Here is a 25,518-nt window from a genome sequence, read left to right on the forward strand (position 1 = left end):
CAATCCGATCTGGCCATCCTGCGGCAGGTCAAAGGCGTGGGACCGGTCCTGCTGGCGACGCTGGCCGCGCACCTGCCGGAACTGGGGCGACTCGACGGCAAGGCCATTGCCAAGCTGGTCGGCGTGGCCCCGCTGGCCCGCGACAGTGGCTCGATGCGTGGAACCCGCAGCATCTGGGGAGGTCGAGCGAGTGTGCGCCAGGCGCTGTACATGGGGGCCTTGGTGGCTGTGCGCTTCAACCCGCACATGCGCACGTTCTACCAACGCCTGCGTGCGCAGGGCAAGGTCGCCAAGGTGGCCCTGGTCGCGGCCATGCGCAAGCTGCTGGTCATCCTGAACGCCAAAATGCGCGATCAGATGGCGGCTGCCGCCGCCACCTGATCAAGACAGTTGCTCGCTGCGCTCGGGATGACAGGGGACGGGCCTTCCGCGCACGCTCCTCACCGCATCAGCACCACTTCCTCGGCGCTGGTGGGATGGATTGCGACGGTGTCGTGCAGGTCGGCCAGGGTCAGGCCCTTCTTCAGCGCCACCGCGAAGCCCTGCAGGATCTCGTCGGCGCCTTCGCCGAGCAGGTGGATGCCGGCCACGCGCCGCTCCGCGCCCACGCAGACCAGCTTGAACAGGCTGTGCTGCGACCGGTCGGCCAGCGCCTGCAGCATCGGCCGGAAAGTGCTGCGGTACACGTGCACGTCGTCGCCGTGGCGTTCGCGCGCCTGCGCCTCGGTCAGGCCCACCGCGGCCAGCGGCGGATGTGCGAAGATCACGGTCGGGATGTCGTCGTAGTCGAGTTTCGCGTCGGCACGGCCGCCGAACACGCGGTCCATCGCGCGGCGCGCGGCGGCGATCGCGACCGGGGTCAGCGTCACCTGGCCGGTGACGTCGCCGACCGCGACGACGTGCGGCAGCGACGTCCGCTGGAACGCGTCGACGACGATGTTGCCGTCGGCGTCCAGTTCGACGCCCGCCTCCTCCAGCCCGATGCCTGCGGTGTTGGCGCCGCGGCCGACGGCGAGGATGACCTGCGCATAGGCATCGCCGGCATGGCCATCGGCGTCGCGCAGCCGCAGTTCGCCCGGCTCGCCTTCGATCGCCGCCAGCCGGTAGCCGAAATGCAGACCGATGCCCTGCTGGCGGTAGTTCTCCTGCAGGCGTTCGACCAGTTCCGCGTCGGCATGCCCGAGCAGGCGCGGACTGCGCGCGTAGATGTCGACGCGGCTGCCCAGCGCCTGCAGCACGCCCGCCAGCTCCACCGAGATATAGCCGCCGCCGACCAGGGCCACGCGTTCCGGCGCGTCGCACAGCGCGAAGAAATCGTCGGAGATGCCGGCGAGTTCCGCACCCGGCACGTCGGGCCTGCGCGGGCTGGATCCGGTCGCGAGCAGCACGTGCTTCGCGCGCAGGCGCGTGCCGTTCTCGCATTCCACCGTGTGCGCGTCGCGCAGGCGCCCGCGCGCGGGCAGCAGCGCGATGCCGGCCGCGTCCAGCCGCCGCAGGTAGCTGGCGTGGATGCCGTGGATGTAGCGCTGGCGACTGGCGATGAACGCCGGCCAGTCCAGGCGCGGCTTGTCCGCCACATCGAAGCCCAGGCGCGAAGCCAGTTCGATGCGCTCGGCCAGCTCCGAGGCCAGCCACATCGCCTTCTTCGGTACGCAGCCGACGTTGACGCAGGTGCCGCCGAGTTCGCCCGGCTCCAGCAGGGCCACGCGCGCGCCATGCTGCGCGGCGCGGAAGGCGCCGGCGAGGCCGCCGCTGCCGCCGCCGAGCACGACGAGGTCGAAATCAAGCGGCGAGGGCGTGCTCATGAGGCGAACCGTGCGGGCGAATAGGGCGCGGGATCGATGTGCGGCGATTCGCCGGCCACCAGTTCCGCGAGCAGGCGGCCGGTGGCCGGGCTCATGCTGACGCCGAGCATGCCATGCCCGGTCGCCAGCCACAGGCGATCGTGGCCGGGCGCGCGACCGATGATCGGCAGGTCGTCCCACGAAAGCGGACGCCAGCCGTACCACTCCTCGCGCTTCTCCGGCCCGACCGGCTCGTGCAGGTACTCGGCAGCGCCGCGCTCGAGCGCGTCGAGCCGGCGCCGGTTGAGCGCGGTGTCGTGGCCGGAGAACTCCATGGTGCTGCCGAGGCGGAAGCCGTCCTCCCACACGGTCACGCAGACCTTGCGCTCGTGCAGCGTCATCGGCCGCCTCGGCGCCAGCCCGGGGCGCGAGTAGGTGATCGAATAGCCCTTGCCCGGCTGCATCGCGCCGCGCAGCCACGGCAGGCGCAGCGACTTCGCCAGCAGCGGCGACCAGGCCCCGGTGGCGAGCAGCACCTCGCGCGCACGGCGCTCGCCCCGCGCGGTGTCCGCGCGCATGCCGTCACCGTCGCGCTCGACCGCGCGCACCTCGCAATGTTCCTCGATCACGCCGCCCAGCGCCCGCACCGCGCGCGCGAGCGCGGCGACGTAGCGGTCCGGCCGCAGCTGCGCGTCGCCCGGGTATACCACCGCGCCGGCGACGCCCTCGCGCAGCGCCGGCTCCTGCGCGAGCAGGGTCGGCCCGTCGATCACCTCGCAGTCGATGCCCAGTTCGCGCAGCGGCGGCAGCCGGCGCACGGTGGCGTCAAGTTCGCCGGCATCGCGGAACACGCAGCAGGTGCCCGGCTCGGCGTATTCGCAGTCGGGCGCGTGCCGCGCCACCCAGTCCGGATAGGCCGCGCGCGAGGCGTTGAGGATCGCCGCGCGCGCCCGCGCCGAAGCGGCCCAGTCGCGTTCGTTGCAGCGCGCGGCGAAGCGCAGCATCCACTGCCACAGCGTCGGATCGAAACGCGGCTTGACGTAGAACGGCGCATCGGGCGTGAGCATCCAGCGCAGTGCCTTGGCCACCATCCCCGGCGCATGCAGCGGTCCGGCATGGCTCGGCGTCAGCGTGCCGCAGTTGCCGTGCGAACTGCCGCCGCCAACGCGGCCGGCGTCGACCACCCGCACCGAACGCCCGCGTTCGAGCAGGCACAGCGCGCTGGCCAGGCCGGACACGCCGGCGCCGATGACGAGGATGTCGCTGCGTTCGCTCATGCGCAAAGTGTAGCGGCGAACGCGATGCCGGCAGGGACGGTTCGCCCCATCAAAGCCGCAACTGCGGACGCCTGCCGTAGGCCAGCCAGCGCCACAGCCATTCCATCGGCCCGAAGCGGAAGCGCGACAGCCACCAGCCGCTGGCGACGACCTGCAGCGCGAACACCGCGAACACCAGCAGCACCTGTCCCGCGCGCCCCACCTGCCCCCACAGGCCGAAGCCGTAGCCATAGAACAGCGTCGAGGCGACCAGCGACTGCAGCAGGTAGTTGCTCAGCGCCATGCGCCCGGCCGGCGCCAGCCACGACAGCAGCCGCGACAGCCCGGGCGTGCCGAGGCCGAGCACCACCAGCGCCAGGTAGCCCAGCGCCAGCGGCAGGTTGCCCAGCAGCATCAGGCCGGTCGCCAGCAGCATCGGTCCCATCTCGCGCATGCCGTCGAAGCCCGTCCCGACGCGGACGCTCAGGGCCACGAACGCCAGCCCGGCCGGGATCGTCCACAGCGCCAGCCGCGCGAACCAGCCGCGCTGCGCGTGGATGTCGTGCATGCGCCCGCTGCGCACCAGCCATGCGCCGAGCATGAACACCGACAGCGCCATCGGCACCACCATCATCGCCGCCGGCAGGGCCACCGTGGCGAAATCGCGCGCACGCTGCAGCACGACCTGCCAGTAGCCACCTTCGGCGTAGACGCGCGCCGCCGCGGCCGCGGCGGCGTCCGTCTCCTCGCCTGCCTTCGCGAATTCGGCGGTCGCCTCCGCCGGCAGCACGGACAGCAGCGCACCACCGACGACGGTCAGGGCCGCCAGTACCGCATAGACACCGATGCCCAGCCCCAGCCGCGCGCGGTTGCCGATCTCGCCGAGCGCCATCAGCAGCAGGCCGGCGATGGCGTAGGCGTGCAGGATGTCGCCCGGCCACAGCAGCAGCGCATGCAGCAGGCCGAACGCCAGCAGCGCCACGCAGCGCCGCGCATAGGTGCGCCGGAACTGCGCGCCGTGGCCGCCGCGCGTGGACATCACCGCGAAGCCCATGCCGAACAGCAGCGAGAACAGCACCCAGAACTTGCCCTGCACGAACACGTACACCAGCCAGGCGGCGCTGCGGTCGATCCCGGCCGCGGCCGGATCGATGCCCGACCCCATCTGCTGGAACGGCCGCGTGAACCACTCGATGTTCATCAGGAAGATGCCCAGCAGCGCGAAGCCGCGGACCACGTCCAGCGCAGGGATGCGCTGCGCCGCGTGGATCGGCGCGAACGCCCCGGGCAGCGGCGGCACGGCGGGAGGCGTCCCGCCCGCGCTCACAGCTTCCAGCCCACCAGGTTCCAGGCCCACAGCATGTACGCGGCGAGCACGTACACCGCCACCGCGAGCGTATGCCGCAGCTTGCGCCACAGGCCCCAGCCCTTCGCCCGCCAGGCCGCGCGCAGGTGCAGCACGTCGACCAGCACCAGCACGAACAGCACCGGCGTCGACCACAGCAGCGCGGTCAGCAGCGTGCCGGGATAGCCGTAGAACACCGCGGTCTCGTCCGCCGTCGCGCCCTGGACGTACACCAGCACCAGCGCCACGAACGCCAGCCACGCCAGCGCCGTCACGTACAGCCAGAACGCCGCGCGGCGCGATGCGGGCGCGGCGGGATCGCGCCGGCCGCGCCGCAGCCAGCCGCCCACCAGCACCAGCAGCGACACCGCGCCCGCCAGCCCCAGTACCGACAGCAGCGTCCCGCCCTGCTGCAGCGTCCCCGCGCGCTCGAACACGTTGTGGCCGCTGGCGTTGCCGAAGCCGGCAATGCCGCCGTCCTCGTCCTCGTAGAAAACGATGCGGCCGGGCCCTTCCGCCGCGCGGAACACCAGCCCGCTCTCGGGCACCCAGCGCCGGCTGTCGCCGCCGGCGGTGACGACCAGGCTGTTGTCCTCGGCCGCGGCGACCTGAACCGTGGTCAGCAGCAACGCCCTTTCCGCGCTGGAGTAGTTGCCGCGCTTGCCGTTGTAGCTGCCGGCGAAGCGCGAGGCGTCGAAGCCTTCCGGCGCGGCCGCGGGCGGCGGCGTGCGCGCGCGTTCGAAATAGCGTTCCAGCACCTTCTCCGGCAGTTGCGCCGCGAAGCGCCGCCCGGTATCGGTATTGGTGGAAACGAAGATGCCGACGCCGGCCTCCGGCGCCACCGACATCATCGAATGGAACCAGCTGGTCGCGCCGCCGTGGCCGAGCACGCGCAGCGCGCCCACGCGCGTGTCGAAGAAGCCGTAGGAGAACCCGCCCACCTGCGGCGCGTTGCGGAACAGCGGCTCGCCCAGCAGCCGCGCGTGCTGCGACGGCGACAGCACCTGCAGGCCGTCGAGCTCGCCGCCGCGCAGCAGCATGCGCATGTAGCGGCCCATGTCCGCGGCGGTGCTCGACGCGCCGCCGGCCGGCCCGGCATGGGCGACATGCTCGAAGACCTGCGGTTTGAACGCGCCGCCGCTGCGCCGGAAGCCCTCCGACCAGCGCCCTTCGAACGCCGGGCCCGCGTTGCGCGGATCGCTCTCGCGCAGCGGTTCGCGGAACGTGGTCAGGCGCATGCCCATCGGCTGGAACAGCCGGCGCTCGGCCAGCGCGTCGAACGGCGTGCCGGACACCTGCGCCACCAGCGCGCCGAGCAGCGCGACCGAATAGTTCGAATACACCGCGAACGTGCCCGGTGCGCGCACCCGCTTCGGCCGGTGCCGCTGCAGGTACTCGGTCGTGGTCAGCACCCGCTCGGCGCGGTCCACGAACAGGTGGCCCATCGCCGAATCCTCGAAGCCGGCGGTATGGGTGAACAGGTGCCGCACCAGCACCGGCGGCCAGCCGTCGTCGGGCAGCTTCAGCGCATCGGGGAGGTAGTCGTTGACCGGCTTGTCGAGATCGAGCCGGCCCTCGTCGACCAGCTGCAGGCCGAGCAGGTAGGTGAAGGTCTTCGAGATCGAGGCGATCCGGAACAGCGTGCCGTCCGCATCGACCTCGCGCCGCGGCGACAGCGCCGAGATGCCGTAGCCGCGCAGCAGCAGCGGCCCTTCGCGATCGACGACCGCCACGGTGACCCCGGCGATGCCGTCGCGCGCCATCGCCGCGTCGACCAGGCCGTCGACGTAGGCGGACAGGTCGGCGGCATCGATCGCGCGCGGCGCGGGCGCATCCGCCACCGCCTCCGTCGGCAGAGCATCGGGCCCGGCGACGGTCGGCGCGGCGTCCTGCGACGAAGCCAGGCTTGCGGACAGCAGCAGCACGGCCGCGAACGCGGCCCGCAGGATGCGCGACATTGGGACTCCCCCCGGGATGGCGGAGGAATTACAGCACAGCGCGCAGCGGGCGGCGATCCACCATTGCCGTCCCCGGGCTACCGATGCCCCCGGGATCCCACCGATCGTCATCCCGGCGAAAGCCGGGATCCATTTGGCTTTTGTCCTTCAATGAAGGCCGGCGGAACCGGGCCCCGCGACGACCGATCGTGAAAATGGATCCCGGCTTTCGCCGGGATGACGACAAGGGCGGGGATGACGACCAGGCCGGGGGACGATCGTGAACACCGGAATGACGGCAGTGTTCTCAGGGGCCGGGCACCCCCGACAACGCCGCAAACTCAGTGCTGGTGACCGCCGTCGCCGTGCACGTGGCCGTGCTCGACCTCCTCCGGGCTGGCCTCGCGCACGTCGACGATCTCGATGTCGAAATGCAGGTCCTTGCCGGCCATCGGGTGGTTGAGGTCGACGTCGACCACGCTCATGCCGACCTTCTCGATCGTCACCGCGCGCGGGCCGAAGTTGGTGCTGAGCACCACCTGCTGGCCCGGGGCCAGCTTCTGCGCGCCGAAATGCTTCTTCGGCACGCGCTGGCTCAGGCCGTCGCGGCGCTCGCCGTAGGCCTCGGCCGCCGGCACGTCGACGCCGAAGCTGTCGCCGGACTCGTGTCCGTCCAGCGCCTTCTCCAGGCCCGGGATGATGTTGCCGTGGCCGACCAGGATCGCCAGCGGCTCGCCGCGCTCCTTCGACGACTCCACCGGCGCCTGGCCGGCTTCGGAGACGGTGTAGTGGAAACGGACGACGCGGTCTTTCTCGATCTTCATGGACGGCTCGCTGGCGCGGCATGGGCCGCGGCTTGTCTGGAGGGGATGGCCCGGGCAGGATGCCGCGCATGGAACCGTTACGCGAATGCATCCCCCCCTCGGGCGGCAGGGCCGCGCATTATCCGGCCTCCGCCGCGGCAACGCCAACCCGCGGGCCGCGGGCACGCGCGCTGCTGGCCGCCGCGGCGCTGGCGGCCCTGCTGCTGGCCGCCTGCGGCCGCGACGAGGTGCGCCCCACCCCGCGCGCCGCCGCCACGGTGCCCACCCGCGACTGGCCGGTGGTTACCCCGGACGATCCGGCGGCCGCCAATGCCGTGCTGATGCGCGCGATCAGCCTGGTCGGCACGCCCTATCGCTACGGCGGCAACACGCCCGAAGGCGGCTTCGACTGCAGCGGGCTGGTCAACTACGTCTTCCGCGACATGCTCGACCTCCGGCTCCCGCGCACCTCGCGCGACCTCGCCGCCTACCAGGGGCCGAAGATCGAACCGCGCCGGCTCGCGGCCGCCGACCTCGTGTTCTTCGGCAGCGGCGCGCAGGTCACCCACGTCGGCATCTACGTCGGCGAAGGCCGCTTCGTCCACGCCCCCAGCAGCGGCGGCACGGTGCGGCTGGACCACCTCGACGGCAGCTACTGGCGCCAGCGCTACAGCGGCGCGAAGCGCGTGCTGCACTGAAAACCTGAACGAAATTGTGAGCAAAATCACGGACTTGTCCAGGTTTGATTAACCTGTATTTAACATCACGAGGCCTTCACTCGGGCAAACTCCGCCGCTGATCCGTGATTCGTGAAGCCCGCGTGACGAACCGAAACGCCCCGTCCGGCCGAACCTCCCATCGCTCCATTCCGGCCAGACAGGGCAAGCTCCCGGTCCTCTGCGGCTGCCTGCTGGGCCTCGCCTCGCTCCCCGCCTTCGCCGGTCCCGGCCTTGCCGGCGACTCGGCCGACGCCCTCGCCGCTCCCGGCTCGGTCACCACCAACCTCGTTGCCGGGACGCTGCCGCGCGCCTCCGAGGACGTGCAGTTCGCCAGCGACGTCAACCAGCAGATCATCGCCGCGGCCACAGCACTGCAGGCCGCGCAGGCACCGGAACAGAAGGAAGAAGGCCGCGCGCAGAGCCTGCTCAAGCGCGGCCTCGCCCTGCTCGGCACTCCGTACCGTTGGGGCGGCACCACGCCCGAGGGCGGCTTCGACTGCAGCGGCCTGGTCGGCTACGTGTTCCGCACCGCCCTGGGCATCGAACTGCCGCGCGTCTCGCGCGACATGGCGCGCGATGGCGAGAAGATCGAGCGCACCTCGCTGGTCCCCGGCGACCTGGTGTTCTTCGGCCGCCGCGGCAAGCGCGTCGACCACGTCGGCATCTACATCGGCGAGGGTCGCTTCCTGCATGCGCCGCGCACCGGCCGCGACGTGACCGTGTCCGAACTCGACACCGGCTACTGGAGCCACAAGTTCCTGCAGGCGCGCCGCGTCGCGGGGCTGGGCAGCGAGAGCTGAGGCGCCGGTTCCCGGACCGGGTTGACCGAGGCCGCCGCAAGGCGGCCTTTTCGTTGGCGGCGTGCGCCGGAACGTCGCCCTGGCCGGCAGCCGACCTTTCCTTCTTCCGCTTTCCCTTCTCCCGATTGCACGATCCTGAAAGCAGCGTCATCCCGGAAGCACCGTCATCCCGGCGAAAGCCGGGATCCATCTTGATTTTCCGCGTTACGCAGGAAGAACAAGGAGCAACTGCAAAATGGATCCCGGCTTTCGCCGGGATGACGTCTTCTGCTTCTGGATGACGTCTTTGCTTCTCGATGACGCCGTCAACGACGCCTGCACCCCGGGCACAAGGATCGCAGGCAGGCGCTCACCGCGTTCCAGACGACAGCTTCCAGCGCTCCCCGACTTCGCGGGGCACGATGCTAGTATCCCGGCGGCCCGCCACGTCCTGCCGCGCGGCATCCATCCCCGGGGAGTGAGAAATGATCCGCTCGACGCTCGCGGTGCTGCTGGGACTGATCGTCGCGCTGGCAACGATGCTGCTGCTCGAATACCTCGGCATGTCGCTGTTCCCGCTGCCGCCGGGCATCGACCTCGACAGCGAGGAAGACCTCGCGCGCCTGGTCGCCTCCGCCACGATCGGCAAGAAGCTCTGGGTGCTGATGGGCTGGACGGTCGCCGCGTTCGTGGGCGGCTGGGTCGCCGCCAGGATCAGCCGGCGCCATCGCGTCGGTGCAGCGCTGGGCGTCGGCCTGCTGATCGTGGCCGGCGTCGTGCTCAACGCCGCGATGCTGCCGCATCCGGCCTGGATGACGATCGTCGGCGTGCTGCTGCCGGTGCCGGTCGCCTGGTGCGCGGCACGGCTGGCATCACCGCGCGCGCCGCTGCCGCCCGCCTGATCCGCATCACGACGGAGCGACGCCGATGCAGTCTTCCCTGCTGACCACCCTGCTGCTGCCGCTCGCGCTCGGCGTGATCATGCTCGGCCTCGGCCTGGGCCTGACCCCGGACGACTTCAAGCGCGTGGCGCGCTACCCGCGCGCGGTGCTGCTCGGGCTGTTCCTGCAGACCGGCGTGCTGCCCTGGGTGGCGTTCGCGCTGGCGCTGCTGTTCAGGCTGTCGCCAGAGCTGGCCGTGGGCCTGATGCTGCTGGCGGCCTCGCCCGGCGGCGCGACCGCGAACATCTACAGCCACCTCGCGCACGGCGACGTGGCGCTGAACATCACCCTGACCGCGATCAACAGCGTGCTGTGCCTGCTGACGCTGCCGGTCATCCTCGACCTGTCGCTCGAACATTTCCTCGGCGCCGGCCAGTACGTGCCGCCGCCGGTGCGCAAGATCGTCGAGGTCGCGCTGATCATCCTCCTGCCGGTCGCGATCGGCATGGCAGTGCGCCGCTTCGCGCCGGGCTTCGCCGCGCGCATGGAGAAGCCGATCCGGCTGCTGTCGGTGCTGGTGCTGGCGCTGCTGATCGTCGCCGCGGTGGCGCAGGAATGGAGCACGCTGCTGGCCTCGTTCGCCGCGGTCGGCCTGGCCTGCCTGCTGTTCAACCTCGCCAGCCTGGGCGCCGGCTATGCGGCGCCGCTGGCGATCCGCCTGCCGCGGAAGCAGGCGATCGCGATCGCGATGGAAATCGGCATCCACAACGGCACGCTGGCGATCTTCATCGCGCTCAACGTGCTGGGCAACGCCGCGATGTCGATCCCGGCGGCGGTCTACAGCCTGCTGATGTTCTTCACCGCGGCGGGGTTCGCGTGGTGGGTGTCGGGCGAAGCCCGGGGCCGGGAGACTGCGTGACCGCCGGCGTTCAGCCCGGGTCGCGTCCGGACGCGTCCTCGATGCCGACGTTGCTCGACGCCCGCTCGAACGCCTCGCGGTCCAGCAGCCCGGTCTGCTTCGCCACCAGCACCGGCACCAGCACCTGGCCGGTGACGTTGGTCATCGTGCGCATCATGTCGAGGATGCGGTCGATGGCGTAGAGGATGCCGATCGCCTCCAGCGGCAGGCCGGCGGCGCTGATCACCACGGTGGCCATGATCACCGCCGTGCCCGGCACGCCGGCGGTGCCGAAGCTGCCCAGCACCGAGGCCAGGGCGATGATGAAGTACTGCCCGGTCGACAGCTCCAGTCCCATGAACTGGGCGATGAACACCGCGCCCAGCGCCGGGTAGATCGCGCCGCAGCCATCCATCTTGATGCTCGCGCCCAGCGGCACGGCGAAGCCCGCGTAGTTCCTGTCCACGCCGAGGTTGTGGGTGGCCGAACTCAGCGACAGCGGCAGCGCGGCGAAGCTGCTGGAGGCGACGAAGCCCACCTGCATCGCCGGCGCCGCGCCGCGGAAGAACTTCAGCGGGCTCAGGCCGTGCGCCAGCAGCAGGCCGCTGTAGACCACCACGACGTGGAAGGCGCAGGCCGCGTACAGCGCGATCACGAACTTGCCCAGCGGCACCAGCTGCCCGAAGCCGTAGCTGCCCACCAGCGCGGCGATCAGGCCGAAGGTGCCGATCGGCGTGGCTTCCAGCACGAAGCGCGTGACCTGGATCATCAGCTCGCGCGACTCGTCCATCAGCGCACGCACGCCCGCGGTCTTCGCGCCCAGCTTCACCAGCGCGAAACCGATCAGCCCGGCGAAGAAGATCACCTGCAGGATGGTGAAGTTGCTGGGGACGATGACGTTCTGGCCGTCGCCGGCCTTGCCGGCGCCGAGTGCGGCCAGCGCCCGGAAGGGATTCTCCGGCACGATGTTGATCAGCACGTCCAGCGGGCCGGGCACGTCGCGCTGGCGGTAGTTTTCCGCCACCTGCAGGCTGCCCATGTCCACGCCGACGCCCGGCTTGAGCACCAGCCCGAACGCCAGCCCGACGGCCACCGCCAGCACCGCGGTGATCGCAAACCACAGGAAGGTGCGCCCCGCCAGCGCGGCGATCGATCGCTGCCCGGCCAGCGATCCGACGGCGCTGACCACCGCGAAGAACACCAGCGGGATGGCGATCATCTTGATCAGGTTGACGTACACCGTCCCCAGCGGCCCGAACCAGGTCTGCGCCGCCGGCCCCATCAGCCAGCCGGCGAGCGCGCCGAGCACGAAACCGGCGGCGACGCGCTGCCAGAACGGGATCTTCAGCCAGGCGTGGACCAGTTTCATGCGCGTTCCGGCGGGGGAAGGCAGTCACCTTAGCCGACGCCGGCGCCGATGGCGACGCGGCGGCTGGAACGCCGCGCTGTCACGGGCGGGACACCGCGACGCGGCATAATTGCCCGCTTCGGGGAAGCGCCCTCTCCAATTCCGTCATTCCTGCGAAAGCGGGAATCCATCGTGCCCCCGGCGTCCGCCGTAGCCGGAAAATGGATTCCCGCTTTCGCGGGAATGACGGCAGCCCGGGCATCCCCGGCATTCCATCTTCACCGGACCTTGCGATGCCGCGCCTGCTTCCCCTCTCCACCGTCCTGTTCGCCACCCTGCTCGCCGGCTGTACCGCCGCCCCGCACCGAGCCGGTACGTCGGCCGCCATCACCGTCGACGTGCCCGCGATCGAACACCCCGCCGGCGAAACCGCGCAGTGGTGGTACCGCAGCGGCGCCGCGCGCGCCGCCGGCAACGGCGCGATGGCCGGGCGCGCGAAGAACGTCATCGTCTTCCTCGGCGACGGCATGAGCCTGACCACGGTCGCCGCCGCACGCATCTTCGACGGCCAGCGCAGCGGCAGGCCCGGCGAGGAGCACCAGCTGTCGTGGGAGACGTTTCCCCACACCGCCTTCAGCAAGACCTACAACACCGATTCGCAGACGCCCGACTCGGCCGGCACCATGACCGCGGTCGCGACCGGGGTGAAGTCGCACATGGGCGCGATCGGCGTCTCCGCCGGACGCCGCGACGACTGCGCCGACAGCCTCGGCCGGCACACGCTGTCGTGGCTGCGGCTCGCCGACGCCGCCGGCCTGGCCACCGGCATCGTCACCACCGCCCGCCTCACCCACGCCACGCCCGCGGCCACTTACGCGCACTCGCCCGACCGCAACTGGGAGCACGACGCCGACCTGCCGGAAGAGGCCCGCGCCGCCGGCTGCCGCGACATCGCGCAGCAGTTGCTCGATTTCCCCGAGGGACGCGGGCCCACCGTCGCCTTCGGCGGCGGCCGCGGCCAGTTCCTGCCCGTGTCCGAACGCGACCCCGAGTACGACGACAAGGTCGGGCTGCGCCTGGACGGCCGCAACCTCGCGCAGGAGTGGCGGCAGCGCCATCCCGGCGGCGCCTACGTCTGGAACAGCGCGCAACTGCGCGACGCGGCCGGCGCCGGCGCCGTGCTCGGCCTGTTCGAGTTCGAGCACATGCAGTACGAGCACGATCGCCGCAAGGACGATGCCGGCGAGCCCGACCTGGAAGCGATGACGCGTTTCGCGATCGAGAAGCTGTCGCGCAACCGCGACGGCTACGTGCTGCTGGTCGAGGGCGGCCGCATCGACCACGCCAACCACGAGGGCAACGCCTACCGCGCGCTCGACGAGACCTCGGCGATGTCGCGCGCCGTGCGCGCCGCGGCGGACATGACCTCGGCCGACGACACCCTGATCGTGGTCACCGCCGACCACTCGCACACGCTCGGCTTCGTCGGCTATCCCAAGCGCGGCAACCCGATCCTGGGCAAGGTGCGCGGCCGCACCAGCGAGGACGACGATCCCAACGACTACGCCCGCGACATGTTCGGCCTGCCCTACACCACGCTGGTCTATGCCAACGGCCCCGGCTACACCGGCGCCAGCGCGACCCAGCCGGCCGGCCCCAAGCGCCACCTGCACCATCCGGGCGCCTTCGAGGCAGCCGAAGGCCGGCCCGACCTGCGCGAGGTCGACACCGCGCACCCCGACTACATGCAGGAAGCGCTGATGCCGCTGAAATCCGAGTCGCACGGCGGCGACGACGTCGGCATCTGGGCGCGCGGCCCCGGCAGCGACTCCTTCCGCGGCACGCTGGAGCAGCATGTGATCTACCACGTCATCGTCCAGGCCACGCCGAAGCTGCGGCAGCGCCTGTGCGCCGCCGGCACCTGCAGCGCCGACGGCGTGCCGGTGGAGCTGCCCGATCCGGCGGAGTTCGAAGCGCGGTAAGGATCCCCCGACAAAGCCTGGGGCTTGATGGCTCCGCCCCCCAAAATGCGCCGGGTCCGTAGGTCGGCCCTACGCGGCCGACGGGGGAGGTCGACGGCGTCGGGGCCGTAGCCCCGACCTACACCGTTCCTGGTCTTTGCGGGCCGGAGTGGCCGCGCCGTCGGCATCCTCCGGCAACGCAGCGTTGCGCGGCGATCGCTCGGACCTGCAGGACCCGGCCACGCCCGCGCCGCTATGCTGGCCGTCCCCCACCCAGGAGCCCATGCATGAATCGTCTCGATGGCAAGGTCTGCGTCGTCACCGGCGCCGCCAGCGGCATCGGCAAGCGCATCGCCGAGGTCTACGCTGCCGCCGGCGGCAAGGTCGCGATCGCCGACCTCAAGCTCGACGCCGCCGAAGCGACGGCGCAGGACATCCGCGACGCCGGCGGCGATGCGCTCGCCGTGGCGATGGACGTCACCGACGAGGCGCAGGTCGTCGACGGCATCGCGCAAGTGGTCGCGCACTACGGCCGGGTCGACGTGCTGGTCTCCAACGCCGGCATCCAGATCGTCAACAAGGTCACCGACTTCAGCCTCGCCGACTGGAAGAAGATGCTCGCCATCCACCTCGACGGCGCCTTCCTCACCACCCGCGAAGCCCTGCGCGACATGGAGAAGCGCAAGTCCGGCGGCGCGATCATCTACATGGGCTCGGTGCACTCGCACCTGGCCTCGAAGCTCAAGGCGCCCTACGTCACCGCCAAGCACGGCCTGCTAGGCCTCGCCCGCACCGTTGCCAAGGAAGCCGCCGAATACGGCGTGCGCGCCAACGTGATCTGCCCCGGCTTCGTGCGCACGCCGCTGGTCGAGAAGCAGATCCCGGAGCAGGCGAAGGAACTGGGCATCAGCGAGGAGGACGTGGTGAAGAACGTCATGCTCAAGGACACCGTGGACGGCGAGTTCACCACCGTCGACGACGTCGCCAACGTCGCGCTGACGCTTGCGGCGTTCGAGAGCAACGCGCTGACCGGGCAGAGCATCGTCGTCAGCCACGGCTGGTTCATGCAGTAGGCGCATGCCGGCCATGAACGAAGCGGTCTGCGCGCACGTCCGCCGCTATCCGACGGTGGCGCTGGTGCTGCAGGGCGGCGGCGCGCTCGGCGGCTACCAGTGCGGCGTCTACCAGCGCCTGCACGAGGCCGGCATCGCGCCGAACTGGATCGCCGGCATCTCGATCGGCGCGATCAACGCCGCGATCCTCGCCGGCAACGCGCCGGAGGACCGCATCGCGCAATTGCGCGCGTTCTGGGAGCAGGTTTCAGAGCCCGCCGGACCGCTGGCGCTGCCCGCGGTCGGCGTGCGCGCGATGCTCGCAGCCGTGCCCGACCACGACGGACTGCTGTCGTGGGCGCGCAACCTCAGCGCGCTGGGCGCACTGGTGCAGGGCCAGCGCGGCTTCTTCCAGGCGCGGCCGCTGTCGCCGTTCCTGTTCGGCGACGGCAGCGACTCGGCCACCAGCTTCTACGACACCGCGCCGCTGCGCGAGACGCTGCTGCGCTTCGTCGATTTCGAGCGCATCAACCGCGACCCCGGCGTGCGCCTGACCGTCGGCGCGACCAACGTGGTGCGCGGCAACTTCCGCTACTTCGACAGCGCACAGGAGCAGATCCGGGTCGAGCACATCCTCGCCTCGGGCGCGCTGCCGCCGGCGTTTCCCGCGGTCGAGATCGACGGCGAACCGTACTGGGACGGCGGCATCGTCTCCAACACGCCGCTGGAGTACATCCTCGACAGCCGTCCGCACGAGGACACGCTGGTGTTCCAGGTCGACCTGTGGAGCGCGCGCGGCGCGCGGCCGAAGACGATGATGGACGTGCTGGAGCGGATCAAGGACATCCGCTACTCCAGCCGCACCCGCCACGGCACGCAGATGGTCGAGGTCGCGCAGAAGCTGCGCACCTCGCTCAAGGAACTGATCGACCGCCTGCCCGAGCGCAGGCTGCCGCCGCACCTGGACGAAGCGCTGTCGCCCTATCTCGACGACCGCGTGTTCAACATCGTCCACCTGATCTACCAGGCCAAGCCGCACGAGCAGGAGAACAAGGACTACGCCTTCGGCACGATCCCGCTGCGCGAGCACTGGGAGAGCGGGATGCGCGACATGGCGCGCACGCTGCAGCGGCCCGCTTACTTCGCCCTGCCCGACCGCGCGGTCGGCGTGGCGACGCACGACGTCCACCGCCAGGGTCGCGCCGGCGACTGAATCCAACGCCAATGCCCCCGGCTGCAGGAGCGGCGGGCCGATCGACAGGGCCTGCGTGCGCCCGACGGCCGTCTCCGGGGATAATGCCGCCCGGGGGACGAAAGCGCTTCGCATCCGTCCGCACGATCCGGGACGGGCGAACACGATGAGCGCATGGCGCCACAGCAAGCACAGGCCGAAGCCGGCGCCCGCCGCCTGGCTCGCCGCGCTGTGCCTGCTGCTCGTGGCCGCTTCCGCCGCTACTGCCTCGAACCCGTCCCCCGCCTACCTGTTCGTCGGCGGCGGCACGACCGACGCCACCCCGATGCGCGAATGCAGCCCCAAGGCCCTGCGCGGACTGCAGGTGGTCGAGATCCCGGCGCCCGCCGGGGGCTGGTCGGGCACGCCGCAGGCGGTCAACGTCTTCAACGTGTTCGCCGGCGAAGTGATGGTCGCCCTCGGCGAGCGACAGGCCTGCGGGCGCATGCATGACGCCCGCACCCGCGACTCGCGCTTCCGCGCCGGCATCGGCCTGGTCGCAGTCCCGCCTGTCGGCAGCACGGACCCGGTGCGGGTGGGCTGGACGCCACCGCTCAAGCCGAACTGGATGCCCACCGTGCGCGTCGGCGGACCCAGTACCGTGCAGCAGGAAGACACGCTGCGCCTGCTGGTCCGCGCCTCGTGCATGGCGATCGCGCTGGCGCTGGGATTCTCGGCGCTGATGGGCTTCTTCGGCGCCCGCGACCGCAGCTTCATCGTCCACGTCGTGCTGTGCCTGGCCCTGCTGCTGTGGCAGGCCGTGCTCAGCGGGCTGAGCGGATACCCGCAGCCGTGGCTGCCGGTCGGCGGGCACGAATCGCGCTGGCTGGTCGCGCTGTCGACGTTCGGATACGCGGCCATGCTGCAGGTCCTGTGGGGACTGTCGGGGATCGCGCGGCAGTGGCCCGTGGTGCAGCCCGGGCAGCGGTGGCTGGCGTTCTCCTTCATAGCGATCGGCCTGCTGGCGGCGGTGCTGCCGCATGCTGCGCTGCGCCTGGCGTGGCGGATCGCGGACTACGGCTTCATGGTGGTCGGCATGGTGCTGACGGCATCGGCGCTGCTGTCGATCCGCCGCGGCGATCACCGCGCCTTCGCGCTGCTGGCCTCGATGCTGCCGCTGCTGGCGCTGTTCCTGCAGCGGGTCAGCACGAACAGGATCGTGATCGAGTACCGCATCGAGGTCATCCAGCTGGTGCTGACGTGGTTCCTGGTGGTGATGGCCTATACGCTGACCAACCGCTACGGACAGCTGCGCGAGCAGCGCGACGCGATGCGCGTGCTGGCCGACACCGACGTGCTGACCGGCGTGCAGAACCGGCGCGCGGGGATGGCGCGGCTCGACCGCTGCTTCGCCCGGGCGCGCGCGGATGCGACGCCGCTTGCGATCGGGTTCATCGACGTCGACCGCTTCAAGCGCATCAACGACGTGCATGGGCACGACGTCGGCGACCGCGTGCTGGTGGTGGTGGCCGATGCGATCGTGCACTCCATGCGCGGACAGGCGGACGTGGTGCGCATGGGCGGCGAGGAATTCCTGGTGCTGCTGCCGGGCGTCGGCGCGGGGCACGCGCGGCAGCGCCTGGAGGCGATCCGCGAGCACATCGCCGAGGCGGGCGCGCGCATGGGCGTGCCCGGCCTCGATGTCACCGCCAGCATCGGCCTGGCCGCGCTGGAACCGGCGGACGAGGACCCGGCATCGCTGCTGCGCCGCGCCGACGGCGCGATGTACGCGGCCAAGCATCGCGGACGCAACCGTATCGTCGCCGCCGGCGATCTTCCGCCGGTCGCGGGCTGACCGCCGCAGGCGAATCCCGCGTGGAGCCGCAACCACGGACTGGTTGTCGGGGACGTAGCCCCGACCTGCGAATCGGAGCGGCTGAAGCTGCTCCTGCACCACCCGACAGGCATCAGAACGGCTTGGCCAGCACCAGCCAGATCACGCCCAGCAGCACGAAGACCGGCACCTCGTTGAAGATCCGCAGCGCCTTCGCCGACGGCAGCGCGCGGCCCCGGTCGAGGCCCTTCAACCAGCGTCCGCCCACGACGTAGTGCGCCAGCAGCAGCGCCACCAGCGCCAGCTTCGCGTGCAGCCAGCCGCCGGCCACGCCGAAGTGCAGCCACAGCGCGAGGCCGAGCAATGCCGCGAAGCCGAACATCACGTGGCCGAAGCGGTACAGCCGCCGCCCCATCAGCACTAACCGCGCGCGCACCGCGGGCTCGTCGCCGGCCTCGGCCAGGTTGATCAGGATCCGCGGCAGGTAGAACGCGGCCGCCACCCAGGCCATCACGAACAGCAGGTGCGCGGACTTGGTCCAGACATAGGCGTTCACGCGGATCTCCGGCGTCCGCCGCCGCAGGCGCGGCGACGATGGCGAATGGGCGCGCTATTGTAGCCGCCGCCTTTTCCCGCCCCCACGCCATGAGCAAGCGCTACGACCAACGCTATTTCGACAAGTGGTACCGCCGCCAGGGCATCGGCGGCGCGCGGCGGCTGGCGCGCAAGGTCGCGCTCGCGGTCGCCACCGCCGAATACCACCTCGAACGCCCGATCCGCAGCGTGCTCGACGTCGGCTGCGGCGAAGGCGCATGGCGCGCGCCGCTGCTGAAGCTGCGGCCGAAGCTGCGCTACCTGGGCTTCGACGGCAGCGAATACGCGATCGCCCGCCATGGCGCCCGCCGCAACCTGCACCTCGCCCGCTTCGCCGACTTCGCCACCCTGCGTCCCTGCCCGCCGGTCGACCTGCTGGTGTGCAGCGACGTGATGCACTACCTGCCGCTGAAGGAACTCGACCGCGGCCTGCCCGGGCTGGCCGAACTGTGCGGCGGCGTGGCCTTCCTCGAATGCTTCGCACGCGAGGACGAGACCGAGGGCGACGACGTCGACTTCCAGGCCCGGCCGGCAGCGTTCTACCGCAGGCGTTTCGCCGCGCTGGGCCTGCGCCAGGTCGGCTCGCACTGCTGGCTGTCGCCGGCGCTGGCCGGGAATGCCGCCGCCCTCGAAACCGCCGCCGGTTGATGCCGTTGCCGTGGGAGCGGCTTCGACTTCAGCTTCAGCTGCACCTGTCCCCTGCCCCGTTCAGGATTGGCCCGAATCCGGCGGAATCCCGCCTCCGGCCCCATTGACTCCCGGTTTCCCCGGGATGGAGTATGCTGCGACGCAGCAGTCGCCGACAGCGAGAGCCGATGCTCCTGTACCAGTTCCACGAACTCACCCGCTCCTGGATGGCCCCCCTGACCTACTGGGCGGACGCCAACGCCAGGGCCTTCTCCGCATCGGGCAGCTGGCTTTCCGCGATGCCCGGCGCCGAGCGCATCGCCGCCGCCAACGAACTGCTGTACCGCGTCGGCAAGGACTACGAGAAGCCCGCCTTCGACATCCACTCGATCGAGTGGGAGGGCGAGGTCTACCCGGTCGTCGAGAAGAAGGTCGTCTCGAAGCCCTTCTGCAACCTGCTGCGCTTCAAGCGCTACACCGACGACGCCGGCACCATCGGCGAGATGCGCGGGCAGCCGCCGGTACTGATCGTTGCGCCGCTGTCGGGCCACCACGCCACCCTGCTGCGCGACACCGTGCGCACGATGCTGCGCGACCACAAGGTCTACATCACCGACTGGGTCGACGCGCGCATGGTGCCCAAGGAGGTCGGCGAGTTCACGCTCGACGACTACGTCGGCTACATCCAGGACTTCATCCGCCACATCGGCGCGCAGGACCTGCACGTGATGAGCGTGTGCCAGCCCACGGTGCCGGTGCTGGCCGCGGTGTCGCTGATGGCCGCGCGCGGCGAGGTCGTGCCGCGTTCGCTGGTGATGATGGGCGGCCCGATCGACACCCGCGAGTCGCCGACCTCGGTCAACAACCTCGCCACCCAGAAGCCGCACTGGTGGTTCGAGCACAACGTCATCCACCCGGTGCCGCAGAACTACCCGGGCGCCGGGCGCCGGGTCTATCCCGGCTTCCTGCAGCACACCGGCTTCATGGCGATGAACCCCGAGCGGCACTTCATGTCGCACTGGGATTTCTACCAGGACCTGATCAAGGGCGACCTGGAAGACGCCGAGTCGCACCGCCGGTTCTACGACGAGTACAACGCCGTGCTCGACATGCCGGCCGAGTACTACCTCGACACCATCCGCGTCGTGTTCCAGGAACACCTGCTGCCGCGCGGCCTGTGGGACGTGGCCGGCGAGCGGGTGAAGCCCTCGGCGATCCGCGACACCGCACTGTTCACGATCGAGGGCGAGCTCGACGACATCTCCGGCCTCGGCCAGACCCGCGCCGCGCACAAGCTGTGCACCGGCATCGCCGCCGACCGCCAGCAGCACCTCACGGTCAAGGGCGCCGGCCACTACGGCATCTTCAGCGGCCGCCGCTGGCGCGAGCAGGTCTATCCGCGGGTGCGCGACTTCATCGCCGCGAACGTGGCAGGCGGCAACGTGCCCGCGAAACCGAAGGCACCACCTGCCAGGCGCGCGGCGAAGAAGCCGGTGGCGAAGACATCCACGGCGAAGCCTGCGCGGAAACGTGCCGTGCGGCGCTGAAGCGCAGCGTCATTCCCGAACGGACCGGCCAACTGGGTCCTTCCTGCAGTCGCAAGAACAAAACCGATCGTCATCCCGGCGAAAGCCGGGATCCATGTTGTCCTTCACCTCAAGACACCGAATGGCCTGCCATGGACAGCCATTCGACTGTTGAAAGGCGCTTCGGCCGCTGAAAAGCGCTTGCTCCCTTCTGGGGAACGACGGAAGAAACGTCTTCTCCAGGCGAGACGGCAACCTGCCTGGACACGGCTCCCCCGGATATCCCCTACTGCTCCGCCCGCAACGGAACCCGGATCACGCTGTCGCTGTGCCAGTCGACGGCCAACGGCGTGCCGCCGTCAGTGATGGACTCATCGGCCACCATGCCCCCGGTGCCCATGTTGACCTCGTGGTGAGCGTCTTTGAGGACGTCCAGCACCACCAGCAGGCGGTTGCCGGCCGGCATCCGGCGAGCTGTCATCCGCGTGCGCTCGAACGGCAGCGTGGTCCACTCGCCCGGCACCAGCAGTTCGCGGCGAGTCATGTCGCGCGCATAGCTGGCGCGGCCGACGTAGTACGACAGTTGCATCGCGCTGCCGTCCGGCCGCAGTTCGTAGAGCACCACGCTGAAATCGAAATCGCGCTTGCTGCTGCGCACCCTGAGTTCACCGGAGAAGGTGCCGATCACCGAGGTTGGCTCGTCGAAGGGCGCGCTGGCAAACCCGAAGCCGCCGTCCGGATCGATGCGGTCGACGACGACAGGATCCGGATAGTAGCCGCCATGTCCACTGGAGCGGTCCGCAAGGTCGACGCGCCGGGTCAGCCACGTCGGCCGCTCCACCGGCGCATCCGACAGCAGCCGGTACACGCCGGAAGGCACGTCCGACAGATGGAAGGCAACGACGTCCGCCGCTTCCGCGAGCGACGAAGCATGCCCCCATTCGTCAGCCCCCATCAGCTGGTAGTTGACCCGATCCTGCAGCAGCGCCGGACGTTCTCCGCCGCGCAACACGTGGTCGAGCCACTGGAAGGTCAGCTCCCGGGTGTCGAACTGCGCGGAAGGATCGATGTCGTAGCCGCGCAGCGACCGCGGCTTGAACGTCGCCTGCGCGCCGAAGTGGTCGTAGGGGCCGATCACCAGGTAGTGCACTGCTTCCGGCCGGTGGCGCAGGTGCTCCTTGAAGTACTGCAGTGCCGAGACCTGTCCATCGTCGTAGTAGCCGGTAATGCTGAGGACCGGGATGCCGATCCGCGCGAAATCCTCGCCGTAGGGCACCATCGCCTGCCAGTACGCATCGTAGGCCGGGTGCGACAACCAGCGCTGCAGCCAGGGGTTGGCCGTGCCGTCGACCCGGTCGATTTCGCGATACGGGCGCCCGCTGGCGTACCAGGCCTCCGGCAGGCGCTGCCAGCGCTCACGGTCGAAGTAGTTGTCCTCGTCCAGCAGCCGGTTGCCGGCGACATAGAACGGCCAGGCGTAGTTGGCGGTGAGGAAGACGTTGTTCTCCATCGGCAGCCCGAGGCCGGGAATGGCCGCCACGTAGGGCACGATCGTCTTCAGCGCCGGGGGCCTGCGCTTGGTCGCCGCCCAGGCCGCGAACCCGGAGTAGCTGCCGCCGTACATGCCGACACGTCCATCGCTCCACGGCTGCCGGGCGATCCACTCGACCGCGGCGGCCGCATCGTCGGCCTCGGTCTCGTACGGCCGGATCCCGTCGGTGCTCAGGCGCTTGCCGCGCGCATCGACCACCACGCCTGCGTACCCCCGCGCCGCAGCCTGCAGGGCGACCGCGCGGTTGTCCGCGGGCACCGTATAGATCGTGAACTGCATTGCGGCAGGGGACGGCAACGCGGTCTTCCGGCTTCGCGCCACCACCGCGGACAGCGTGATGCCCCCCGGCGTGCGGATCAGCACGTCCTCGTCGACGAGGTAGCGCCCGTCCTCGTCCGCTGCGATCAGCGCGCCGGCCGTCGAAGCCGCCGCGAGCACGTCCACGAACGCCTGCCGGCGCGCCAGGCCAAGGGCATCGTCCAATGCGATCTCCGCCGTATCGCCGAGCCGCGACACGGAATCGCGGAGATCGGCCCTGGCGAGCGCCAGGTCGCCGCCGAACCAGAACTGCGTGCGTTGCGCCTCGAGGTCGCCCAATCCTCCGAAGTAGGCCTCGAAAGCGGCGGCGTAGGCCTTGCCGAATCCCCGCACAGGCTGCGCACGCGCCTGCGCGTAAAGCAGGTAAGGCACCCAGCGCCGCGAACGGTCGTGGTCGCCTTGCGAGGTGTAGGCGTCCATCAACGCACGGATGCCGTCGATGGCATCGCGATCCTGTCCGGCCGCGATGCGCAGGTGCGCGAGACCAGCCGCAGATACCTGCACCTGGCCCGCACCGTGGACCGACAGCACCCGCTCCGACAGACCTGCGACCGCCTTCGCGATCTCTGCGTCATCGGACGGCGGCGCGAACGCGAATCGCGGTTCCGACGCCACTGCGACGCCGCACGCCAACGCAAGGCCCAGGAACAACCACGCGCGCACCGTCATTCCCTGGCTCATGCGAACTGCGCGGTCTTGACCAGCAAGTGCTTGGCCAGCAGGCCGTGCATCCTGCCTACGCCGCGCGCAACGTGCAGGGTGACAAACAGCAGCACCACGCCGAACAGCGCTACCAGCAACAACAGCCACGGCGCTTCCTCGGGCAGGTTGATTCCGAACATCCACACGCTCAAATGCACCCCCGGCAGCAGCGCCAGTGGACTGAACACGCACGACAGCGACATCACCAGCAGCGCCACCGCCACGGTGAAGTAGAGCACGCCCAACGGCAGCATCAGCACGAAGTACAGCAGTGTGCTCCAGGTGCGCGGGTCGGTGAACATGTCGCCGATGCGCTGCCAGATGCTGCGGCCGCGCGCGGTGTACAGCGGCCGCCGCGGCATACGTTCGCCGAGCATCACCTCGACGATCCGGCCTTCGACCAGCGACAGCACCCGCACCGAGCCGAAGAACAGGATCAGCAGCGGGACGCCGATGATGGTGATCGAGAGGCCCAGCGAGGTCGAGAAACCGGCCACCACCCAGGTGAAGTAGAAGATGCCGGTCGCCAGCGCCAGCAGCATGTAGAACAGCGAGGCGTAGGCGCGCGGGTCGGCGAACACGCCGAAGAAGCGACCCAGCACCGAGCCGCGCGGGCGCGGCGGCGGCGCGCGCAGCGCAGTCTGCACCTTGACCTCGGTGTCGCGGTAGATGTCGGCGACCTCGTCCGGCGCGCCGTAGCTCGACGCGACCGCGGCGATCACCTCGGCTTCGCTCCTGCCGGGGTTCTCGGCCAGCTCCGAGCGCAGATATTCCTCGGCGTCGTACAGCGCGTCCTGCACCAGCGCCGGGTCCGCGCCGGCCAGCGAGCGCCGCAGGTGCTCCAGGTATTCGGGAATCGTGGTCGGCAGTCGTCCGGTGTTCATTCGCGTGTCCCCTCCAGGACGGAATCGACGGAGTCGCGGGTCGCGCGCCAGGCGGCGGCCCATGCGTGCAGGGTGTCGTGCCCGGCAGCGGTGATGCGGTAATAGCGCCGGGGTGGGCCGGCGTCGGAAGGTTCGACAAAACTGTCCAGCAGCCCCGCCGCCTGCAGGTTGCGCAGCACCGGGTACAGCGCGCTCTGCTTGCCGCTGAGCACGCCCTCGCCGAAGCGCTCCAGGGTCTTGGCGATCTGGTAGCCGTACATCGGCTCGCCCGACGCCGCCAGGACCGCCAGCAGCGCCAGCGAGACCGTGCCCGCGCTCAGCTCCTTCTGGAACTTGCGCAGCTGCGGATCGCCCTGGTCTTCGCCGTCGCCCATGCGGGTTCTCCTGACATGGGCGGCATACTATTGTTTAGTTCTGTATAGCGAGTGTGCCATTAGTCTTGTCCTGTGGACTCACCCCCACCCCAACCCTCCCCCGCTGCGCGGGGGAGGGAGCAAGAGCAGCTGCTCCGCTTTTGGCTCCCTCCTCCGCTTGCGGGGGAGGGTTGGGGTGGGGGCCACCGGCAACGAATGACGCCCCTTCGCCACGCCCTCCCCGGCGAAGAGCCGGAAAATCCGGCCTCAGACGCCGCAGGCGAGCTCCGCGAACTGGCGAAAGGCCCTCGCGGCCGGTGTCCAGTCCGCGTCGGGGCGGCTGAGCATGCCCACTTCCATCGGCGGGATCTTCTCGCTGATCGGCCGCGCCTGGATCTTGCGCCCGTCCAGCGACCAGGAGCGGTAGACCATGTCCGACAGGATGGTGACGCCGAACCCGTAGGCCACCAGCCCCCGCAGCGCCTCCATCGAGGATGTGCGGAACCCCACGCTGGGTTCGAGCCCGGTCGCTTGCCAGTAGCGCGACGCCGAAGCCTCTCCCTCGTCCACCGTCAGCATGATGTACGGATAGGCGGCAACGTCGGCGAGGCGGACGTCGTCCTGCCCCATCAGCGCATGCTGGTCGCAGACCCACAGCTGCCGGCGCGAGCGCAGCAGGACCTTGCGCGCCAGCGCCAGGCCGGGATCGCAGTTGGAGACGATGCACAGCCCGAGATCGAGGTCGCCGCTTTCGACGCCGGCCTCGATGCCCTGGCGGTCCATGTCGACCAGGTCGATCTCGACGTACGGATAGGTGCGCCGGAACCGCGCCAGCAGGCCGCACAGGAAATAGCCGAGGACGACGTAGGACGCGCCGATGCGGACGCTGCCGGCCAGATCGTGCGCGGCATGGTGCGGTTCGTCCAGCGCATCCTCCAGCGAGTCGAGGATGTGGCGGATGCGCTGGTGGAACCTGTGCCCTTCGGCGGTCAGCTCCACCCCGTGCGGCAGCCGCTCGAACAGGGTGACGCCCATCATCGCTTCCAGCTGCCTGACCGCGGTGGTCACAACCGACTGCGACACGCGCAACTGCCGCGCGGCGAGCGAGAACTGCTTGAGCTCCGCCGCCGCGCAGAAGTAGCGGAACTGGCGCAGGGAGGCGTTTGCGGGCAGTGCCATCTGTTTAACAGATAT

Annotated in this window: 22 protein-coding genes; 11 read left to right on the forward strand and 11 right to left on the reverse strand. The window is 70.4% G+C overall.

The window, feature by feature from the left end; translation table 11 throughout:
- The coding region (locus FQY83_RS15940; RefSeq protein ID WP_146388974.1) for a transposase at positions 1-381 on the forward strand (381 nt) is incomplete at its 5' end.
- Positions 382-440: 59 nt separating this feature from the next.
- On the opposite strand, the gene gorA is transcribed toward FQY83_RS15940, so the two are convergent.
- From gorA to FQY83_RS15965, 5 genes are all read right to left on the reverse strand, one after another.
- The gene (gene gorA / locus FQY83_RS15945) at positions 441-1,805 is read right to left on the reverse strand and encodes a glutathione-disulfide reductase (protein WP_146388975.1); all 1,365 of its coding nucleotides are present in this window, start codon (positions 1,803-1,805) and stop codon (positions 441-443) included.
- A complete protein-coding gene (locus FQY83_RS15950) occupies positions 1,802-3,061 on the reverse strand; it encodes an NAD(P)/FAD-dependent oxidoreductase (RefSeq protein WP_146388976.1) in 1,260 nt (419 codons plus the stop codon). Before FQY83_RS15950 ends, gorA begins: the two co-directional genes overlap by 4 nt.
- 49 nt (positions 3,062-3,110) lie before the next feature.
- Positions 3,111-4,340, reverse strand: a complete 1,230-nt coding sequence (locus FQY83_RS15955; RefSeq protein ID WP_146388977.1) for a DUF418 domain-containing protein — start codon at positions 4,338-4,340, stop codon at positions 3,111-3,113.
- Between the two features lie 23 nt (positions 4,341-4,363).
- A complete protein-coding gene (locus FQY83_RS15960; RefSeq protein ID WP_158636540.1) occupies positions 4,364-6,343 on the reverse strand; it encodes a serine hydrolase domain-containing protein in 1,980 nt (659 codons plus the stop codon).
- Between the two features lie 320 nt (positions 6,344-6,663).
- On the reverse strand, positions 6,664-7,146 hold the full coding sequence (locus FQY83_RS15965) for an FKBP-type peptidyl-prolyl cis-trans isomerase (RefSeq protein WP_146388979.1): 483 nt from the start codon (positions 7,144-7,146) through the stop codon (positions 6,664-6,666).
- A gap of 68 nt (positions 7,147-7,214) precedes the next feature.
- Between FQY83_RS15965 and FQY83_RS15970 the strand changes: the two genes are divergently transcribed.
- The 4 genes from FQY83_RS15970 (at position 7,215) to FQY83_RS15985 (ending at position 10,423) form a co-directional block, all read left to right on the forward strand.
- A complete protein-coding gene (locus FQY83_RS15970; protein WP_146388980.1) occupies positions 7,215-7,823 on the forward strand; it encodes a C40 family peptidase in 609 nt (202 codons plus the stop codon).
- A gap of 167 nt (positions 7,824-7,990) precedes the next feature.
- Entirely contained in the window at positions 7,991-8,644 is a 654-nt protein-coding gene (locus FQY83_RS15975; protein WP_192906732.1) for a C40 family peptidase, read from the forward strand.
- 464 nt (positions 8,645-9,108) lie between these two features.
- Positions 9,109-9,525 carry a hypothetical protein gene (locus FQY83_RS15980; RefSeq protein ID WP_146388982.1) on the forward strand — a complete coding sequence of 139 codons (417 nt, stop codon included), beginning with the start codon at positions 9,109-9,111 and terminating at the stop codon, positions 9,523-9,525.
- A 25-nt stretch (positions 9,526-9,550) separates the two neighbouring features.
- Positions 9,551-10,423 carry a bile acid:sodium symporter family protein gene (locus FQY83_RS15985; RefSeq protein WP_146388983.1) on the forward strand — a complete coding sequence of 291 codons (873 nt, stop codon included), beginning with the start codon at positions 9,551-9,553 and terminating at the stop codon, positions 10,421-10,423.
- A 10-nt stretch (positions 10,424-10,433) separates the two neighbouring features.
- On the opposite strand, the gene FQY83_RS15990 is transcribed toward FQY83_RS15985, so the two are convergent.
- Positions 10,434-11,771 carry a dicarboxylate/amino acid:cation symporter gene (locus tag FQY83_RS15990; protein ID WP_146388984.1) on the reverse strand — a complete coding sequence of 446 codons (1,338 nt, stop codon included), beginning with the start codon at positions 11,769-11,771 and terminating at the stop codon, positions 10,434-10,436.
- Between the two features lie 272 nt (positions 11,772-12,043).
- On the opposite strand from FQY83_RS15990, the gene FQY83_RS15995 reads away from it, so the two are divergent.
- The 4 genes from FQY83_RS15995 (at position 12,044) to FQY83_RS16010 (ending at position 17,789) form a co-directional block, all read left to right on the forward strand.
- Positions 12,044-13,732 carry an alkaline phosphatase gene (locus tag FQY83_RS15995; protein ID WP_146388985.1) on the forward strand — a complete coding sequence of 563 codons (1,689 nt, stop codon included), beginning with the start codon at positions 12,044-12,046 and terminating at the stop codon, positions 13,730-13,732.
- A gap of 266 nt (positions 13,733-13,998) precedes the next feature.
- Positions 13,999-14,784 (forward strand): 3-hydroxybutyrate dehydrogenase, encoded by a 786-nt coding sequence (locus FQY83_RS16000; protein WP_146388986.1) that lies wholly within the window; start codon positions 13,999-14,001, stop codon positions 14,782-14,784.
- A 13-nt stretch (positions 14,785-14,797) separates the two neighbouring features.
- On the forward strand, positions 14,798-15,976 hold the full coding sequence (locus tag FQY83_RS16005; protein WP_202878207.1) for a patatin-like phospholipase family protein: 1,179 nt from the start codon (positions 14,798-14,800) through the stop codon (positions 15,974-15,976).
- Between the two features lie 145 nt (positions 15,977-16,121).
- Positions 16,122-17,789, forward strand: coding sequence for a sensor domain-containing diguanylate cyclase (locus FQY83_RS16010; RefSeq protein WP_146388988.1), 1,668 nt, complete (start codon positions 16,122-16,124; stop codon positions 17,787-17,789).
- A 112-nt stretch (positions 17,790-17,901) separates the two neighbouring features.
- Here the strand turns inward: FQY83_RS16010 and FQY83_RS16015 are convergent, their stop codons facing one another.
- Complete coding sequence (locus FQY83_RS16015; protein ID WP_146388989.1) at positions 17,902-18,324, reverse strand: CopD family protein; 423 nt, start codon at positions 18,322-18,324, stop codon at positions 17,902-17,904.
- 89 nt (positions 18,325-18,413) lie between these two features.
- On the opposite strand from FQY83_RS16015, the gene FQY83_RS16020 reads away from it, so the two are divergent.
- Complete coding sequence (locus FQY83_RS16020; RefSeq protein ID WP_146388990.1) at positions 18,414-19,010, forward strand: class I SAM-dependent DNA methyltransferase; 597 nt, start codon at positions 18,414-18,416, stop codon at positions 19,008-19,010.
- A gap of 131 nt (positions 19,011-19,141) precedes the next feature.
- The gene (locus tag FQY83_RS16025; protein WP_425478671.1) at positions 19,142-20,536 is read left to right on the forward strand and encodes a polyhydroxyalkanoate depolymerase; all 1,395 of its coding nucleotides are present in this window, start codon (positions 19,142-19,144) and stop codon (positions 20,534-20,536) included.
- A gap of 265 nt (positions 20,537-20,801) precedes the next feature.
- Here FQY83_RS16025 and FQY83_RS16030 read toward each other — a convergent pair whose 3' ends face one another.
- From FQY83_RS16030 to FQY83_RS16045, 4 genes are all read right to left on the reverse strand, one after another.
- Positions 20,802-23,066, reverse strand: coding sequence for a CocE/NonD family hydrolase (locus FQY83_RS16030; RefSeq protein WP_238333529.1), 2,265 nt, complete (start codon positions 23,064-23,066; stop codon positions 20,802-20,804).
- The gene (locus tag FQY83_RS16035; protein ID WP_192906728.1) at positions 23,063-23,971 is read right to left on the reverse strand and encodes a sensor domain-containing protein; all 909 of its coding nucleotides are present in this window, start codon (positions 23,969-23,971) and stop codon (positions 23,063-23,065) included. The genes FQY83_RS16030 and FQY83_RS16035 overlap by 4 nt, the downstream gene beginning before the upstream one ends.
- Positions 23,968-24,345 (reverse strand): PadR family transcriptional regulator, encoded by a 378-nt coding sequence (locus tag FQY83_RS16040; RefSeq protein WP_146388993.1) that lies wholly within the window; start codon positions 24,343-24,345, stop codon positions 23,968-23,970. Before FQY83_RS16040 ends, FQY83_RS16035 begins: the two co-directional genes overlap by 4 nt.
- A gap of 246 nt (positions 24,346-24,591) precedes the next feature.
- Positions 24,592-25,503, reverse strand: coding sequence for a LysR family transcriptional regulator (locus FQY83_RS16045; RefSeq protein WP_146388994.1), 912 nt, complete (start codon positions 25,501-25,503; stop codon positions 24,592-24,594).
- Between the last annotated feature and the right edge of the window lie 15 nt (positions 25,504-25,518).

The organism is Luteimonas marina (assembly GCF_007859325.1).
GTDB classification, from domain to species: Bacteria; Pseudomonadota; Gammaproteobacteria; order Xanthomonadales; family Xanthomonadaceae; genus Luteimonas; species Luteimonas marina.

Coding starts and splice junctions, on each gene's coding strand:
- gorA (WP_146388975.1), bottom strand. CDS start 1,805: ATGAGCACGCCCTCGCCGCTTGATTTCGACCTCGTCGTGCTCGGCGGC.
- FQY83_RS15950 (WP_146388976.1), bottom strand. CDS start 3,061: ATGAGCGAACGCAGCGACATCCTCGTCATCGGCGCCGGCGTGTCCGGC.
- FQY83_RS15960 (WP_158636540.1), bottom strand. CDS start 6,343: ATGTCGCGCATCCTGCGGGCCGCGTTCGCGGCCGTGCTGCTGCTGTCC.
- FQY83_RS15965 (WP_146388979.1), bottom strand. CDS start 7,146: ATGAAGATCGAGAAAGACCGCGTCGTCCGTTTCCACTACACCGTCTCC.
- FQY83_RS15970 (WP_146388980.1), top strand. CDS start 7,215: ATGGAACCGTTACGCGAATGCATCCCCCCCTCGGGCGGCAGGGCCGCG.
- FQY83_RS15980 (WP_146388982.1), top strand. CDS start 9,109: ATGATCCGCTCGACGCTCGCGGTGCTGCTGGGACTGATCGTCGCGCTG.
- FQY83_RS15985 (WP_146388983.1), top strand. CDS start 9,551: ATGCAGTCTTCCCTGCTGACCACCCTGCTGCTGCCGCTCGCGCTCGGC.
- FQY83_RS15990 (WP_146388984.1), bottom strand. CDS start 11,771: ATGAAACTGGTCCACGCCTGGCTGAAGATCCCGTTCTGGCAGCGCGTC.
- FQY83_RS15995 (WP_146388985.1), top strand. CDS start 12,044: ATGCCGCGCCTGCTTCCCCTCTCCACCGTCCTGTTCGCCACCCTGCTC.
- FQY83_RS16000 (WP_146388986.1), top strand. CDS start 13,999: ATGAATCGTCTCGATGGCAAGGTCTGCGTCGTCACCGGCGCCGCCAGC.
- FQY83_RS16005 (WP_202878207.1), top strand. CDS start 14,798: ATGAACGAAGCGGTCTGCGCGCACGTCCGCCGCTATCCGACGGTGGCG.
- FQY83_RS16010 (WP_146388988.1), top strand. CDS start 16,122: ATGAGCGCATGGCGCCACAGCAAGCACAGGCCGAAGCCGGCGCCCGCC.
- FQY83_RS16020 (WP_146388990.1), top strand. CDS start 18,414: ATGAGCAAGCGCTACGACCAACGCTATTTCGACAAGTGGTACCGCCGC.
- FQY83_RS16025 (WP_425478671.1), top strand. CDS start 19,142: ATGCTGCGACGCAGCAGTCGCCGACAGCGAGAGCCGATGCTCCTGTAC.
- FQY83_RS16030 (WP_238333529.1), bottom strand. CDS start 23,066: ATGAGCCAGGGAATGACGGTGCGCGCGTGGTTGTTCCTGGGCCTTGCG.
- FQY83_RS16035 (WP_192906728.1), bottom strand. CDS start 23,971: ATGAACACCGGACGACTGCCGACCACGATTCCCGAATACCTGGAGCAC.
- FQY83_RS16040 (WP_146388993.1), bottom strand. CDS start 24,345: ATGGGCGACGGCGAAGACCAGGGCGATCCGCAGCTGCGCAAGTTCCAG.
- FQY83_RS16045 (WP_146388994.1), bottom strand. CDS start 25,503: ATGGCACTGCCCGCAAACGCCTCCCTGCGCCAGTTCCGCTACTTCTGC.